At 67.1% G+C, this 13,774-nt stretch carries 13 protein-coding genes and 1 riboswitch; of the genes, 11 read left to right on the top strand and 2 right to left on the bottom strand.

The genetic code is table 11. From position 1 onward, the window contains the following. Window positions 1–8 precede the first annotated feature (8 nt). The 9 genes from ccoO to BUA26_RS05480 all read left to right on the top strand — a co-directional run bounded on the left by ccoO (window position 9) and on the right by BUA26_RS05480 (window position 7,522). Window positions 9–656, top strand: a complete 648-nt coding sequence (ccoO, locus tag BUA26_RS05520) for a cytochrome-c oxidase, cbb3-type subunit II (protein WP_072758564.1) — start codon at window positions 9–11, stop codon at window positions 654–656. Window position 657: 1 nt separating this feature from the next. Continuing rightward, a complete protein-coding gene (locus BUA26_RS05515; protein WP_072758562.1) occupies window positions 658–798 on the top strand; it encodes a cbb3-type cytochrome oxidase subunit 3 in 141 nt (46 codons plus the stop codon). Next, window positions 795–1,727 (top strand): cytochrome-c oxidase, cbb3-type subunit III, encoded by a 933-nt coding sequence (gene ccoP / locus BUA26_RS05510; protein ID WP_255368171.1) that lies wholly within the window; start codon window positions 795–797, stop codon window positions 1,725–1,727. Before BUA26_RS05515 ends, ccoP begins: the two co-directional genes overlap by 4 nt. Window positions 1,728–1,729: 2 nt before the next feature. Further along, on the top strand, window positions 1,730–2,032 hold the full coding sequence (locus BUA26_RS05505; protein ID WP_072758558.1) for a hypothetical protein: 303 nt from the start codon (window positions 1,730–1,732) through the stop codon (window positions 2,030–2,032). After that, window positions 2,029–3,585: a 4Fe-4S dicluster domain-containing protein gene (locus BUA26_RS05500; protein WP_072758556.1), complete on the top strand. Its 1,557-nt coding sequence runs from the start codon at window positions 2,029–2,031 to the stop codon at window positions 3,583–3,585. Before BUA26_RS05505 ends, BUA26_RS05500 begins: the two co-directional genes overlap by 4 nt. After that, the gene (locus tag BUA26_RS05495) at window positions 3,582–4,070 is read left to right on the top strand and encodes a hypothetical protein (RefSeq protein WP_072758555.1); all 489 of its coding nucleotides are present in this window, start codon (window positions 3,582–3,584) and stop codon (window positions 4,068–4,070) included. Before BUA26_RS05500 ends, BUA26_RS05495 begins: the two co-directional genes overlap by 4 nt. 179 nt (window positions 4,071–4,249) lie before the next feature. Then, on the top strand, window positions 4,250–6,649 hold the full coding sequence (locus tag BUA26_RS05490) for a heavy metal translocating P-type ATPase metal-binding domain-containing protein (RefSeq protein WP_072758553.1): 2,400 nt from the start codon (window positions 4,250–4,252) through the stop codon (window positions 6,647–6,649). Then, complete coding sequence (ccoS, locus tag BUA26_RS05485; RefSeq protein WP_072758551.1) at window positions 6,634–6,807, top strand: cbb3-type cytochrome oxidase assembly protein CcoS; 174 nt, start codon at window positions 6,634–6,636, stop codon at window positions 6,805–6,807. The genes BUA26_RS05490 and ccoS overlap by 16 nt, the downstream gene beginning before the upstream one ends. Further along, window positions 6,797–7,522 carry a sulfite exporter TauE/SafE family protein gene (locus BUA26_RS05480; protein WP_072758549.1) on the top strand — a complete coding sequence of 242 codons (726 nt, stop codon included), beginning with the start codon at window positions 6,797–6,799 and terminating at the stop codon, window positions 7,520–7,522. The genes ccoS and BUA26_RS05480 overlap by 11 nt, the downstream gene beginning before the upstream one ends. 203 nt (window positions 7,523–7,725) lie before the next feature. On the opposite strand, the gene ahcY is transcribed toward BUA26_RS05480, so the two are convergent. Next, the gene (gene ahcY / locus BUA26_RS05475) at window positions 7,726–9,168 is read right to left on the bottom strand and encodes an adenosylhomocysteinase (protein ID WP_072758547.1); all 1,443 of its coding nucleotides are present in this window, start codon (window positions 9,166–9,168) and stop codon (window positions 7,726–7,728) included. Between the two features lie 37 nt (window positions 9,169–9,205). Further along, window positions 9,206–9,303, bottom strand: a riboswitch (S-adenosyl-L-homocysteine riboswitch). A gap of 87 nt (window positions 9,304–9,390) precedes the next feature. Here ahcY and ppc point away from each other — a divergent pair. After that, window positions 9,391–12,096, top strand: coding sequence for a phosphoenolpyruvate carboxylase (gene ppc, locus BUA26_RS05470; RefSeq protein ID WP_072758545.1), 2,706 nt, complete (start codon window positions 9,391–9,393; stop codon window positions 12,094–12,096). Window positions 12,097–12,144: 48 nt separating this feature from the next. Here ppc and BUA26_RS05465 read toward each other — a convergent pair whose 3' ends face one another. After that, window positions 12,145–12,423, bottom strand: a complete 279-nt coding sequence (locus BUA26_RS05465) for a GIY-YIG nuclease family protein (RefSeq protein ID WP_072758543.1) — start codon at window positions 12,421–12,423, stop codon at window positions 12,145–12,147. A gap of 192 nt (window positions 12,424–12,615) precedes the next feature. On the opposite strand from BUA26_RS05465, the gene BUA26_RS05460 reads away from it, so the two are divergent. Continuing rightward, the gene (locus BUA26_RS05460) at window positions 12,616–13,755 is read left to right on the top strand and encodes a D-alanyl-D-alanine carboxypeptidase family protein (RefSeq protein ID WP_072758541.1); all 1,140 of its coding nucleotides are present in this window, start codon (window positions 12,616–12,618) and stop codon (window positions 13,753–13,755) included. Window positions 13,756–13,774 lie beyond the last annotated feature (19 nt).

Raw genomic sequence — 13,774 nt, 5'->3', positions numbered from 1 at the left:
GAACGGACATGACCCAGACACATCTGCACGACAAGATTGAGAAGAACATCGGTCTGATGATCATCCTGGTGGCGGCCGCCGTATCCTTCGGCGGCCTGGCCGAAATCGTCCCGCTGATGTTCCAGGCCGAGACGATCAAGCCGCTGCCCGGCATCAAGCCGTATCCGGCACTGCAGCTGGCGGGGCGCGACATCTACGTGCGCGAGGGCTGCTACAACTGCCACTCGCAGATGGTGCGCACGCTGCGCTTCGAGACCGAGCGCTATGGCCATTACTCGCTGGCCGGCGAATCGGTCTACGACCATCCGTTCCAGTGGGGCAGCAAGCGCACCGGACCGGACCTGGCTCGGGTCGGCCTGCGCGGCTACTCCGACGACTGGCACCGCGCGCACCTGAACAACCCGCGCGATGTGGTGCCGGAGTCGAACATGCCGGCCTATCCCTGGCTGGAGAAAAACACGCTCGATGGTGAAGAGGTGGCCCGCCACATGAAGGCACTTCAACGCATCGGCATGCCCTATACCGACGCCGAGATTGCGCAGGCGCCGGAGGCGGTCAAGGGCAAGACCGAGCAGGACGCCGTGGTGGCGTACTTGCAGCACCTGGGCACGCATCTCACGCCGGCGGACGACAACGCACAACAGGGGGGCGACTGACATGGTGGCCGGACTGATAACTGCTGTACTGCTGGTGCTTTTCGTTACCGGCTGGATCTGGATCTGGTTGCCGCGGCACAAGGCGGCGCTCGACGAGGCCGCGCGCATGCCGCTCGAAGACGAAGGGAACAAGACGCCATGATGACTTCGGGATGGACGTGGTATGTGGTCGTCCTGGTGGCGCTGAACATCGCCGGCTGCCTGTGGCTGCTGATGGCGAACGTGAAGCGGCGTCCGGGCGATCCGTCGCCGGAAGACACCAGCCATGTGTGGGACGGCGACATTACCGAGTACAACAAGCCGCTGCCGAAGTGGTGGATCAATCTGTTCTACATCACCATCGTCTTCGGTATCGGCTATCTGGCCTGGTATGGCGTGGGCCGTATGCACGGCTTCGGCCACTGGAGCTCCAAATCGGAGTGGGCGCTGGACAAGGCGGCTGAGGATGCCCGCCTCGAGGAGACCCTGAAGCTGTACGCCGGCAAGCCGATCGACGCGCTCGCCAAGGACCCTGGCGCGGTAGCCCTCGGCCGCACGATCTTCGTCAACAATTGCGCGGCCTGCCACGGCTCCACCGGCCTGGGCGCGAAGGGCTTTCCGAATCTGGCCGACGAGGTCTGGTACTGGGGCGGTTCGCCCGAGAGCGTGCTGGAAACCATCCGCAACGGACGCAATGCAGTGATGCCGGCCTGGGGTACGGTGCTGACCGCGCAGGGTGGGCCGCTGGCGGTGGACGACGTGGTCGCCTATGTGCAGTCGCTGTCCAAGCCGGGCCAGTCGGAAGACGAGGCGGCAGAGCGCGGCGAGAAGCAGTTCTCCACCTTGTGCATTGCCTGCCATGGTCCGGAGGGCAAGGGCAATCCGATACTGGGCGCGCGCGATCTCACCACTGCGCGCTGGCTCTATGGCGGCAGCAAGGAGGCACTGCACCAGACCATCGCCGACGGCCGCAACGGCGTGATGCCGGCCTGGGAGCCGGTGCTCGGGGAAACCCGCGTGCGCCTGGTCGGTGCCTATGTGTGGACGCTGTCCAAGCACGACGCCCCCGCTCCGAGAGAGGCGGCACCGTGAGCATGCGGGCGGACGGGCAACCCTCCGCCACGGCGCGCCGGCTGATCCGGCGCGCCGGCGCCATTCTCTGGCCGAGCTTCTTCGCCGCCGGCGTGATGACCATGGTGTTCTTCGCTTATGTCGACCCGCTCGTGTTGCAGGACATGACCTTTCCCACGCTCCACCTGGGGCGCGAGCTGGGTTATTCGCTCGGGTTCTTCCTGGCCTGGACCGGCACCGCCTCGTCCAGCCTGTTCACCTGGTTGCTGCTGCGGCCGAGCAAGGCGTTCCAACGCGGCCTCGCGACGCCGGACCATCGTTCATGACATCGCGCATTCCCCTGCAACTCGTCGAGGACGGCGCCGACTCGTACTACGTGAGCGAGCGCAAGGTCTACCCGCGCGAAGTGTCCGGTCGCTTCAACCGTCTGCGCGTGGCCGCGGTGATCTGGTTGCTGGGCATGTTTTACGTGGTCCCATGGCTGCGCTGGGACGGTCGGCAGGCCGTGCTGTTCGACTTGCCGGCGCGCCAGTTCCACGTGTTCGGCCTGCTGTTTCTACCGCAGGATTTCCTGTTCCTGGCCATGCTGCTGATGATTGCGGCGCTGGCGCTGTTCTTCTTCACCGCGCTGGGTGGACGGCTATGGTGCGGCTATGCCTGCCCGCAGACGGTGTGGACCGAGGTGTCGCTGTGGATCGAGCGCTGGGTCGAGGGCGACCGCAACAAGCGGATGAAGCTCGACGCGGCGCCATGGAACCGCGAGAAGATTCTGCGCAAGGGTGCGCGGCACCTGCTGTGGGCACTGTTCTCGCTGTGGACCGGCTTCACCTTCGTCGGCTTCTTCAGCCCGATCGTCGACCTGGCGCATCGCATGCCGTTCGGCCTGGGCGGCTGGGAGGCGTTCTGGATCGTGTTCTATGGCGTCGCCACCTGGGGCAACGCCGGCTTCCTGCGCCAGCAGGTGTGCAAGTACATGTGCCCCTATGCCCGCTTCCAGAGCGCGATGTTCGACCGCAACACCTTGATCATCGCCTACGACCCGATGCGCGGCGAGCCGCGCGGGTCGCGCAAGCGCGGCCTGGTCAGCGTGCTGGAGCGCGCACGTGGCCTGCTGGACAAGGTGCTCGCCTACGACTACGTATTCCGCGCCAGTCGCCATCCCTCGGCGGCCGACAATCGCACCCAGGCCACCGGCACGATCACCTTGAGCGGACCGGGCGTGACGGTCGATCCGCTGCCGAAGTTCGCCTTCGAGGAACTCGGCGACTGCATCGACTGCACCATCTGCGTGCAGGTCTGTCCCACCGGCATCGATATCCGCAATGGCCTGCAATACGAATGCATCGCCTGCGGCGCCTGCATCGACGCCTGCGACGAGGTGATGGACAAGGTCGGCTATCCGCGCGGTCTGATCCGTTACTCCACCCAGAACACGATCGACGGCGCAGCGACCAAAGTGTTGCGCCCGCGCATCCTGATCTATGGCGCGTTGTTGCTGGTGCTCGCCTCGGCGTGGGGCTGGGGCGTGACGCACCGCAGCCCGCTGCTGGCCGAGGCGCTGCGCGACCGCAACGCGATGTACGCCCAGGCCGACGACGGCAGCATCGAGAACACGTACATCATCAAGCTGGTGGACAAGGACCAGCAGGTGCATCGCTATCGCATCGAGGCGGGAAGCGGCACGGACCTGCAGAACGTCGCCCTGCGCGGCGGAGTGCGCGAGGTGCAGGCGCAGAGCGGTCAGGTGCTGTCGGTGCCGGTGACGGTGGTCGCATCCTCCGAAACCACCGGCCGCCACGTGGTGCACTTCAAGGTGAGCGGCGTGGATACCCCGGTCACCGTAACCATCGACAGCAGCTTCTTCGGACCTTCGCCATGAACAAGACCCGCAGCGCCTGGCGCGAACCCATGGTGTGGATGCTGATCGGGATGCCGCTGGCCTCGGTGGCGATCGGCTTTGCCCTGCTGTTCGCGGCGGTCGATCACGCCGGCCCGGCGATCGATTCGCCGGACCAGGTGACCCGGCTTGGCCAGCTGCAGCTGAGCGCCAAGGCGGCGCCGCCGAATGGGCAGCGCGCATCGAACCTCGAGCTGATCCTGCGGCCCAGCGAGGGCATGATCGAAGCCGTGCCGACCGATGCGCGCATCGCCCGCGGCGGCGTCCTCACGGTCACGCTCACGGCGCAGGATGCGCCAGCCCGGGTGCTGACCTTTTACCTGAAGCCCAGCGAGCTGGGCTGGCGCGGCGCCGGGGTGGTCGGATCCGACCGTAGCTGGAGGATCGAGGTCGCCTCCGACCGTGCGCCCTGGCGCCTGCGCGGACACTGGCCGGCACGGGCGCGGTTCGCGCGCCTGGCGCCTTAGAAGCCTGTCGGACTTTGGTTGGTCGAGGAGAGGATTTGGATGTGCGAGGACAGATTTTCGACGATTCGCCGGCCCATGGTGGTTCCATGGGCCAAGAAGTGGCGGAAATATGGACTGCACAGCCGGATTCGCAGCCCGGCCGACCAAAGTCCGACAGGCTCCTAGGGCAGGCCGGGGCAGTGGATCAGCGCGTCGAGACCGTCTGCTACCACTGCGGTGAGCGCCTGCCGGCCGCGCCGGTCCGGGTGGCGCTCAGCGATGAAGGCCACCTGTTCTGCTGTGATGGCTGCGCCACCGCGGCGCGGTGGATTCGCGACGCCAACCTCGGCGACTATTACCGCCTGCGCAGCGACGCCGGCACGCGCGTGGATGCTGAAGCGCCGGATCTGGACGCATGGGATGGCGAGGAGCTGCTGGCCGAGCACGCCGTGCCGGTAGCCGGCGGTCGCGAGATCACGGTGCTCACCGACGGCATGCGCTGTGCCGCCTGCGCGTGGTTGATCGACCGTGCGCTGGAGCGTACGCCCGGCGTATTCGATGCCGGCGCCAATGCGGTAACCGGCCGCATCCGCATCGCCTGGGACCCGGCGCGCACGCGACTGTCGGCCGTGCTGGGGCAGCTGGCGATGCTCGGCTACCGCCCTTACCTCGCCGGCGATCCGGCGGCCGAGCGCCAGCGCGTGACCGAGCGGCGGCAGTGGCTTCTGCGTGTGGGCGTGGCGGGGCTGGGTGCGATGCAGACGATGATGCTGTCCGAGGCTTCGTACCTCGACTTCGGTCATCACATGAGCGTGCCCACGCGCGACCTGTTTCGCTGGTTCACCCTGCTGGTATGCACGCCAGTGGTGTTCTACTCCGGCTGGCCGTTCCTCGCTGGCGCGTGGAGCGGCCTGAAGCGGCGACACCTGGGCATGGACGTGCTGGTCGCCGGTTCCACGCTGCTGGCGTATGTCGCCAGCGCGGTCGTCACCGTTCGCGGTGGTCCGCAGGTGTGGTTCGATGCGGCGGCGATGTTTGTTTTCCTGCTGCTGCTGGCGCGCCTGCTGGAGCAGCGCGCGCGGCGCGTCGCCAGCGCACAGGTCGACACGCTGGCGCGCGCGCGTCCGGCCGTGGCGGTGCGCGAACGTGCCGACGGCACGCGCGAGGCGGTGCCGCTTTCCGCGCTGCGCGTGGGCGATATCGCCTGCGTGGCGGTGGGTGAGGCGGTGCCGGCCGATGGTGAGCTGCTCGATGCGCAGGCGCTGTTCGAGGAAGCGCTGCTGACCGGCGAATCCCACCCGCTGACCAAGGCCCGGGGCGCTCCGGTTTTTGCCGGCACGCACTGCCGCGAGACCCCCGCGCGGCTGCGTATTACCCGCATCGGCACGGCGACGCGGTTGTCGCAGCTGACCCGGCTGGTGGAACAGGCGCAGGCGCAGCGTCCACCGCTGGCACAACTAGCCGACCGCATCGGCGCGGTGTTCGTCGGCGGCGTGCTGCTCGCGGCGATGGCGGTGTACCTGGCCTGGCACTGGATCGAACCGTCGCGGGCTTTCGAGGTGACGTTGTCACTGATGGTGGTGAGCTGCCCGTGTGCGCTGTCGCTGGCGGTACCGGCGGCGCTGGCGGCGGCCAGTGGCGCGCTGGCGCGGTGCGGCATCCTGCCGGTGCAGGCTGGCGCGCTGGATCGCCTGGCCCGCGCCACCGACATTGTGTTCGACAAGACTGGCACACTGACTCGCGTGCATCCTGTGCTCGAGGCGGTGGACGTGTTCGACGGCATGGACGAGGGGCGCGCCTGCGCCATCGCCGCCGCGTTGGAGCGCGACAGCGGCCATCCGATCGCTGCCGCGTTCGCCGACGAAGAAGAGCAGCTCGCGGTCGAGGAACTGACACTGGTCGCCGGCCAGGGGCTCGCCGGGCGGGTCGATGGCGTCGACTGGCGGCTCGGCACGGCCCCGTTCGCCGCGGCCCTGGCCGATGACGGCCAGCTGTGGCTGGGTGACGGCACGCGCGCCGTCGCTCGTTTCTCGATGCGCGAGGGACTGCGCCCCGACGCAGCCAATACGATCCGTTCGCTGGAGGCGCTCGGCCTGACCGTGCATCTGGCCAGCGGCGACGGCGCCGCCGCAGTGGAGCGCATGGCGGCCACGCTGCGCATCGCTGACGCGCGCGCGCGTCAGCGTCCGGAAGACAAATTGGCCCTGGTGCGCGAACTGCAGGCGCAAGGGCGCACGGTGGCGATGGTCGGCGATGGACTCAACGATGCGCCGGTGCTCGCCGGCGCCGATGTCTCGCTGGCGATGGGCGAGGGCGCTGCACTGGCCCAGCGTGCCGCCGATCTGGTACTCACCGCGCCGCAGCTAATGCGCGTGCCCGCCGCGGTGACGCTGGCCCGGCGCACCCGGCGGATCATCCGCGAGAACTTCGCCTGGGCGGTTGGCTACAACCTGATCGCCCTGCCGCTGGCGGCCATGGGCCGGGTGACGCCGGGCTGGGCCGCGGCGGGCATGGCGCTATCCTCGCTCGTCGTCACCGTCAATGCGTTGCGCCTGATGCGGCGTCCGCGCGAGGAGAATCGGTCATGGTCATCCTGCTGATGCTGATTCCGTTGAGTCTGGTCCTCCTGGCAGCCGCTGTCGGTGCCTTCGTGTGGGCGGTGCGCAAGGGCCAGTTCGACGACCTGGACACGCCTGCGCTGGACATCCTGCGCGACGATCCCCCGGCGGCGCCGAAGGAGCGGGACGATGGTGCTTGATAGCCTTGCGCTGAGCGCCGCCTTGCTCAGCGGCCTGCTTGGCGGTGCGCACTGCGCGGCCATGTGCGGCGGCATCGCCACCGGTTTTTCGGCGCGTGCGCCGCAGGCCGGTTGGGCCGGCGCCGCACAACTGAACCTCGGGCGCGTGGGTGGCTATGTGCTGGCCGGCGCGCTGGTCGGCGGATTGGGCGACGGTGTGCTGCGCGTTTTCGAATGGCATGGACTGGCCATCGCCATGCGCATGGCCGTGGGCGCGGTGCTGGTGGTCGTCGGCCTGCGCCTGCTCGACCGGCGCGGCCGCTTCAACGCGCTGTCACGACCGGGCGCGCGGGTGTGGCGCTGGCTACAGCCGTTGCTGCGGCCGTTGCTGCCGGCGACCACCGCACCGCGCCGGCTTGCCGCCGGCGTGTTGTGGGGCTGGCTGCCCTGCGGATTGAGCACCACCTTGCTGGCGGTCGCCTGGATGCAGGCCAGCGCGGTGGATGGGGCGCTCACCATGGCGGCGTTCGGCCTGGGCACCTTGCCGGTGATGTTGCCGCTGACCTGGTCCGGCGCGCGGATGAGCCGCTGGCTGCAGCGTCCGGGCATCCGCCATGGCGCGGGCGTGCTGGTGCTCGGCGCGGGCGTGCTGACGATGGCCGCGCCGTGGCTGATGCAGGTGCCCGCGCTGCATGCGGTGCTGGGCGCACTGGGCTGCGGAGCGCGGTTCCGCTGAGCGTTGCGCGGCGCGATCGTCCCGGACCGAAAAAGACGAAGGGCGCATCGCTGCGCTGCACGCGGAATTAGAAAAGAAGGGCGCATCACTGCGCTGCACGCGGAATTAGAAAAAGAAGGGCGCATCGCTGCGCTGCACGCGGAATAAAAAAAGAAGGGCGCATCGCTGCGCCCTTCGCCCTACGGTTTCGACGGGATCGCCGATCAGTAGCGGTAATGGTCCGGTTTGTACGGGCCTTCCACCGGCACGCCGAGGTAGCCGGCCTGCTCCTTGGTCAGCGTGGTCAGCTTCACGCCGATCTTCTCCAGATGCAGGCGCGCGACTTCCTCGTCGAGCTTCTTCGGCAGGATGTAGACCTTCGGCTCGTAGCTGTCCTTGTTCGCCCACAAGTCGATCTGCGCCAGGGTCTGGTTGGAGAACGAGTTGGACATCACGAAGCTGGGGTGGCCGGTGGCGCAACCCAGATTGACCAGGCGGCCTTCGGCGAGCAGGAAGATCGCGCGGCCGTCCGGGAACACGTACTTGTCCACCTGCGGCTTGATGTTGATCTTCTCGACGCCGGCCATCGCATTCAGTGCATCGACCTGGATCTCGTTGTCGAAGTGGCCGATGTTGCAGACGATCGCCTGATCCTTCATCGACTTGAGGTGATCGAGCGTCAGCACGTCCTTGTTGCCGGTGGTGGTGACGTAGATGTCGCCGCGGCCCAAGGTCGATTCAACCGTGTTGACCTCGAAGCCTTCCATCGCCGCCTGCAAGGCATTGATCGGATCGATCTCGGTCACCACCACGCGCGAACCGTACGCACGCAGGCTGTGCGCGCAGCCCTTGCCGACGTCGCCGTAGCCGCAGACCACGGCGACCTTGCCGGCCAGCATCACGTCCATCGCGCGCTTCAGGCCGTCGGCCAGCGATTCGCGGCAGCCGTACAGGTTGTCGAACTTGCTCTTGGTCACCGAGTCGTTGACGTTGATCGCCGGAATGAGCAGCGATTTCGCCTCGGCCAGCTGGTACAGACGGTGTACGCCGGTAGTGGTCTCCTCGGAGACGCCCTTCCAGTCCTTGACCACGGTATGCCAGTAGCCAGGGCGCTCCTTGTGCACGCGCTTCAACAGGTTCTTGATCACCTGCTCCTCGTGCGAGGACGCCTTCTCGTCGACCCACTTGCTGCCGTTCTCCAGCTCGTAGCCCTTGTGGATCAGCAGCGTGACGTCGCCGCCATCGTCGACCACCAGCTGCGGGCCGAGGAAGCCGCCCTTGCCATCCGGGAAGGACAGCGCGTCCATGGTGCAGTCCCAGTACTCCTCCAGTGTCTCGCCCTTCCAGGCGAACACCGGCGTGCCGGTCGCGGCGATCGCGGCGGCGGCGTGGTCCTGGGTCGAGAAGATGTTGCAGGAAGCCCAGCGCACGTCGGCGCCGATGTCCTTCAAGGTCTCGATCAGCACCGCGGTCTGGATCGTCATGTGCAGCGAGCCGGTCACGCGCACGCCCTTCAGCGGCAAGGTGGCGGCGTGCTTCTTGCGGATCGACATCAGGCCCGGCATCTCGTGCTCGGCGATGTCCAGTTCCTTGCGGCCCCAGTCGGCGAGCGACAGGTCGCGGATCTTGTAGTCGTGGGTAGCGGTTTCTTTGGTGACGGCGTTCATACGTATCTCCGGTTTATTGCGAATCTCTTCGCGTAAAAACAACCGGGCGCCGTTGTGGAACGTGCCGCGCCGAGCCTGGCCGTTTCTGACTGCGGGTGGATCCGCAGTCGAACGGTCGCAGCGCCCCTCGGCGGGCAGTACAAGCTGGTTATTGTAACGGGAGATGCCTCCGGCGCTGCAATTCGATAGGCTGGCCGTTCACCCAGCACCGGAGCGACTGCATTGGAAGAGAACCGCGAGGCCGAATTCCTGCCACCCGATGGCCCGCTGCGCGAGGACGTCAGCCGGCTGGGCGCGATGGTCGGCAGGATGCTGGCGGAGCAGGGCGGCGCGGGGTTCTTCGAACGGGTCGAGCAGGTCCGTGTCGCGGCCATTCGGCGCCGCCGCGAAGGCGCCTCGGTGGATGAACTGGCCGACTCGCTGGCGGGTCTCGATGCCGCGGATGCGCAAGCCATGGCGCGCGCCTTCGCCACTTATTTCCAGGCGGTGAACACCGCCGAGCGGGTGCATCGCATCCGCCGCCGGCGCGACTACCAGCGCGAGGGCAGTGCGCCGCAGCCGGAGTCCTTGCTCGACGTGCTGGGCCGGTTGAAGGCGGAAGGCGTAGGCGCGAGCGAGCTGCTGGGCTGGCTGGACCGGCTGTGGATCGAGCCGGTGTTCACCGCGCATCCGACCGAAGCCGTGCGCCGTTCGCTGCTGGAAAAGGAACAGGCGATCGTGAGTTCGCTGATCGACGGCTTCGACCAGCACCGCACACCGCAGGAACGCAAGGAAGACGACGACCGCATCTACATGGCGCTGTCCTCCGGCTGGCAGACCGCCGAGGCCTCGCCGGTACGGCCGACCGTGCAGGACGAACACCATCATGTCGGTTTCTACCTGGCCAACCCGCTCTACCGTATCGTGCCCGCGCTCTACGAATCGCTGGCTGCGGCGTTGCAGTCTGTCTATGGCGTGGCCGCGGACCTGCCGCAACTGCTCGGCTTCGCGACCTGGGTCGGTGGTGACATGGACGGCAACCCGAACGTCGGGGCCGACACCATCGCCGCCAGCCTGGCCACCCAGCGCGCACATGTGATCGAGCATTACGTGGCCGATGTGGCGGGGTTGGCGCGCCTGCTCAGCCAGACCGAAGGCCGGGTCGCGGTCGACACGGATCTGCAGCAGCGCCTGGACGATTACCGCGCACGTTTTCCCGCCGCCACGCAAAGAGTGCGGCCGCGGCATGCCGACATGCCTTACCGCTGTCTGTTGACGGTAATCGGTGCACGCCTCGAGGCGACCCATGACGACAGCCATCCGGAAGGCTATCGATCCGCGGCCGAATTGCTCGATGACCTGCAGTTGATCGTCAGAAGCCTGGTCGACCACCGCGGCCTGCATGCCGGAGCTTACGCCGTGCAGCGTCTGGTCCGCCGCGTGCGCACTTTCGGATTGCATCTGGCGCGACTGGACGTGCGGCAGGATTCGCGCGTGCACGACGATGCGCTGGCGGCACTGCTGGAGAACGCGACATGGCCGCAGCTTGCCCCCGACGAGCGCACGCTGCAGCTGCGCGACTACGCCAGCGGGAGCGCGCGTTTTCCGATCAGCCGCGCCGACGTGGTCACCTCGCTCTACGATGTGTTCGCCACCTTGGGCGATGCGCGTCGCCGCTACGGCAGCGAGGCGGTCGGCCTGTACATCATCAGCATGGCGCGCTCGGCTGCCGACGTGTTGGCGGTGCTGGCACTGGCGCGTTACGGCGGCCTGGTCGAGAACGGCAGCGTCCCGCTCAACATTGCGCCCTTGTTCGAGACTGTCGACGATCTGAAAGCCGCGCCGGAGACCTTGCGCGCGCTGTTCGACGACCCGGTCTATCGCCAGCACCTGGCCGCGCGCAACAACCAGCAATGGGTGATGCTCGGCTATTCCGACAGCGGCAAGGACGGCGGCACGTTGGCTTCGCGCTGGGGCTTGCAGCGCGCGCAGGTGGAGTTGCTGGAAGTCGCGAATGCGGCCGGTATCGAGCTGGCGTTCTTCCACGGTCGCGGCGGTTCGGCCAGTCGCGGCGGCGCGCGCATCACGCCGGCGCTGATGTCGTCGCCGCGCGGGACGGTGGCCGGCGTACTGCGGGTAACCGAGCAGGGCGAGGTGATCCATCGAAAGTACGGCATCCGCGCGTTGGCCTTGCGCAACCTCGAGCAAACCGTCGGTGCGGTGTTGCGCGCCAGTCTGCGTCCACGCGAAACCGAGTTGCGCGAGGAGCACTGGCGCGAGCTGATGGACACGCTGTCGGCGAGCAGCCGGCAAGCCTATCGCGCCTTCGTCGATCGAGAGCACTTCGTCGATTATTTCCGCGCCGCCACGCCGATCGACGTGATCGAAAAGATGACGCTGGGTTCGCGTCCGGCCAGCCGGCGCAGCATGCGCGGCGTGCAGGACCTGCGCGCTATCCCATGGGTGTTCGCGTGGACCCAGTGTCGTTCGATCCTGCCCGGTTGGTACGGCCTCGGCAGCGCGCTGGAGCAGGGCGCCCAGCAGTTCGGCGAAGAAGCACTGGTCGAGATGGCGCGTGACTGGCCGTTCTTCAGCAACGTGCTGGACGATGTCGAGATGGTGCTGGCCAAGTGCGACCTGGATATCGCCGAGGCGTTCTCGAAGCTGTCCGGCCCGCTGCACGAAGAATTCTTCGGGCTGATCCACGACGAGTTCGCGCGCACTCGCCACTGGCTGCTTCAGCTCAAGCACAGCGATGCATTGCTGCAGGTCTCGCCGCGTCTCGCCGCATCGATCCGCTTGCGCAACCCCTACGTCGATCCGATGAGCCTGCTCCAGGTCGATCTGCTGCAACGCTGGCGCGCCACCGAATGTACTGACGATGCGTTGCTGCAGGCCCTGGTCGCCTGCGTCAATGGCGTGTCGCAGGGACTGCAGAACACTGGCTGATTTGCGCCCGTACATTCCGTTGATAGGTAGGAGCCCGCTAGCGGGCTCCTACAGACTAGACGCGGTATATGCGTGCAGTGCGGCGATTCGCTGGGCGCGGGGCAGCCGCTTCCAGGCGATTTCCAGTCGCAGCGCTTCGCTGTGGCCGGCGACCCATACCCAACCCAGCAACTGCCGCGGCGGATTCGAGCGGGTGAAGCGGGCGCCCTTGCCGGCGAGATGTTTGGCGTAGCGCTGTTCGGGGTCGCGCGCGATGCCGGTGTATACGCGGCCGTCGGCGCATTCCAGCAAGTACACCGCCCAGGCGTCGGTATTGAGTGCGTGCATGGCGGCAATTCGCGGCGGACGGTCGGCGGATGATACGCCGCTGCAGCCCGCGGATGCAGCCGCACAGGCCGTGTCAGTCGATCTTGTTTTCGTTGCGGAACATACATTTGTATCGGTTAGTTGAAGTGGAAATCTATGGATTTTGGCGTGCGGTTCCGGTTATCGTTGCGCCAGGAATCGAGGATCACCCGAATGCATGTCAAATCTCCCCCGCCCACCCGGTCGCTGTACAGGCTGGGCCGCATGGTGCTGGCGGCCGTGCTGGTGTGCGGACTGGGCAGTTTTGCCGGCAACGCCCATGCGGGCCACGCGGCGTTGGTTCTCGACGGCTCGACAGGCGACGTGCTCAGCGCCATCAACCCGGACGAGATCAATCATCCGGCTTCGCTGACCAAGATGATGACGCTCTATCTCACCTTCCAGGCGCTGGAAGGCGGACAGCTCAAACTGGATCAGCAGTTGCCGGTTTCGGCCTGGGCTGCGGGCAAGGCGCCGACCAAGCTCGGCCTGCGCGCCGGCCAGACCATCTCGGTGCAGGACTGCATTCTGGGCATGATTACCAACTCGGCCAACGACGCCGCCACCGTGGTCGCCGAGAAACTGGGCGGCTCCGAGGATCATTTCGTCGAGATGATGAACGCCGAGGGCTTGTTGCTGGGCATGACCCACACTCAATTCGAAAGCGCCTCGGGTCTGCCCGATCCCGACGACGCCACCACGGCGCGCGACATGGGCAAGCTGGCGATGGCGCTCTATCGCGATTTCCCCAATCAGGCGCCTTATTTCGCCACCCGTGAATTCAAGTTCCGCGGCCGGCTGGTGCGTGGTCACAACCATCTGATGGATCGTTACCCGGGCATGGATGGGCTCAAGACCGGTTTCACCGACGCTGCCGGCTTCAACCTTGCCTCCACCGCCGTGCGCGATGGCCAGCGTCTGTTCGGTGTCGTCATGGGCGGCCGCACTTCGACGGCCCGCGATAACTTGATGGCCCGTCTGCTGGACGATGGTTTCGAGCATCGGCAGACGTCGCCCACCTTGGTCGCCGAGGCCGGCATGTCCGATCGCCGCACGACGCACCGTGTGCTCGCCGCCCTTTCGCCGATCGGCAGCGCCGAGGCGGCGACCGTCGCTAGGGCGGCGCCGCGAGCGAAGAAGACGTCATCGCGTCGGCATGCCAGCACCGTGGCCAGCAACCGGTTTCGCGGCACCTGCCGGAAAAGCAGCAAGGGCCGCGCTGGCTGCTTGCACCACAAGCACGCGCCCGGCGCCGATGGTGCGACAAAGCTGGCCACACGCTCCGGATCAGCGAAGGCGCCACATCGCGACTGAAGCCAAGCGGCGGTAGCGG

This window comes from Rhodanobacter sp. OK091, assembly GCF_900142825.1.
Lineage (GTDB): Bacteria > Pseudomonadota > Gammaproteobacteria > Xanthomonadales > Rhodanobacteraceae > Rhodanobacter.
Note: the sequence above shows the minus strand (reverse complement) of the source record. Positions and strands in the feature narration are given on the sequence as shown.

Excerpts from the sequence above, each read along its gene's own strand:
- BUA26_RS05515 (WP_072758562.1), top strand. The coding sequence starts at position 658 with ATGGTGGCCGGACTGATAACTGCTGTACTGCTGGTGCTTTTCGTTACC.
- BUA26_RS05500 (WP_072758556.1), top strand. The coding sequence starts at position 2,029 with ATGACATCGCGCATTCCCCTGCAACTCGTCGAGGACGGCGCCGACTCG.
- BUA26_RS05480 (WP_072758549.1), top strand. The coding sequence starts at position 6,797 with ATGGTGCTTGATAGCCTTGCGCTGAGCGCCGCCTTGCTCAGCGGCCTG.
- BUA26_RS05460 (WP_072758541.1), top strand. The coding sequence starts at position 12,616 with ATGCATGTCAAATCTCCCCCGCCCACCCGGTCGCTGTACAGGCTGGGC.
- ccoS (WP_072758551.1), top strand. The coding sequence starts at position 6,634 with ATGGTCATCCTGCTGATGCTGATTCCGTTGAGTCTGGTCCTCCTGGCA.
- BUA26_RS05495 (WP_072758555.1), top strand. The coding sequence starts at position 3,582 with ATGAACAAGACCCGCAGCGCCTGGCGCGAACCCATGGTGTGGATGCTG.
- ccoP (WP_255368171.1), top strand. The coding sequence starts at position 795 with ATGATGACTTCGGGATGGACGTGGTATGTGGTCGTCCTGGTGGCGCTG.
- BUA26_RS05465 (WP_072758543.1), bottom strand. The coding sequence starts at position 12,423 with ATGCACGCACTCAATACCGACGCCTGGGCGGTGTACTTGCTGGAATGC.
- ahcY (WP_072758547.1), bottom strand. The coding sequence starts at position 9,168 with ATGAACGCCGTCACCAAAGAAACCGCTACCCACGACTACAAGATCCGC.
- ccoO (WP_072758564.1), top strand. The coding sequence starts at position 9 with ATGACCCAGACACATCTGCACGACAAGATTGAGAAGAACATCGGTCTG.
- BUA26_RS05505 (WP_072758558.1), top strand. The coding sequence starts at position 1,730 with ATGCGGGCGGACGGGCAACCCTCCGCCACGGCGCGCCGGCTGATCCGG.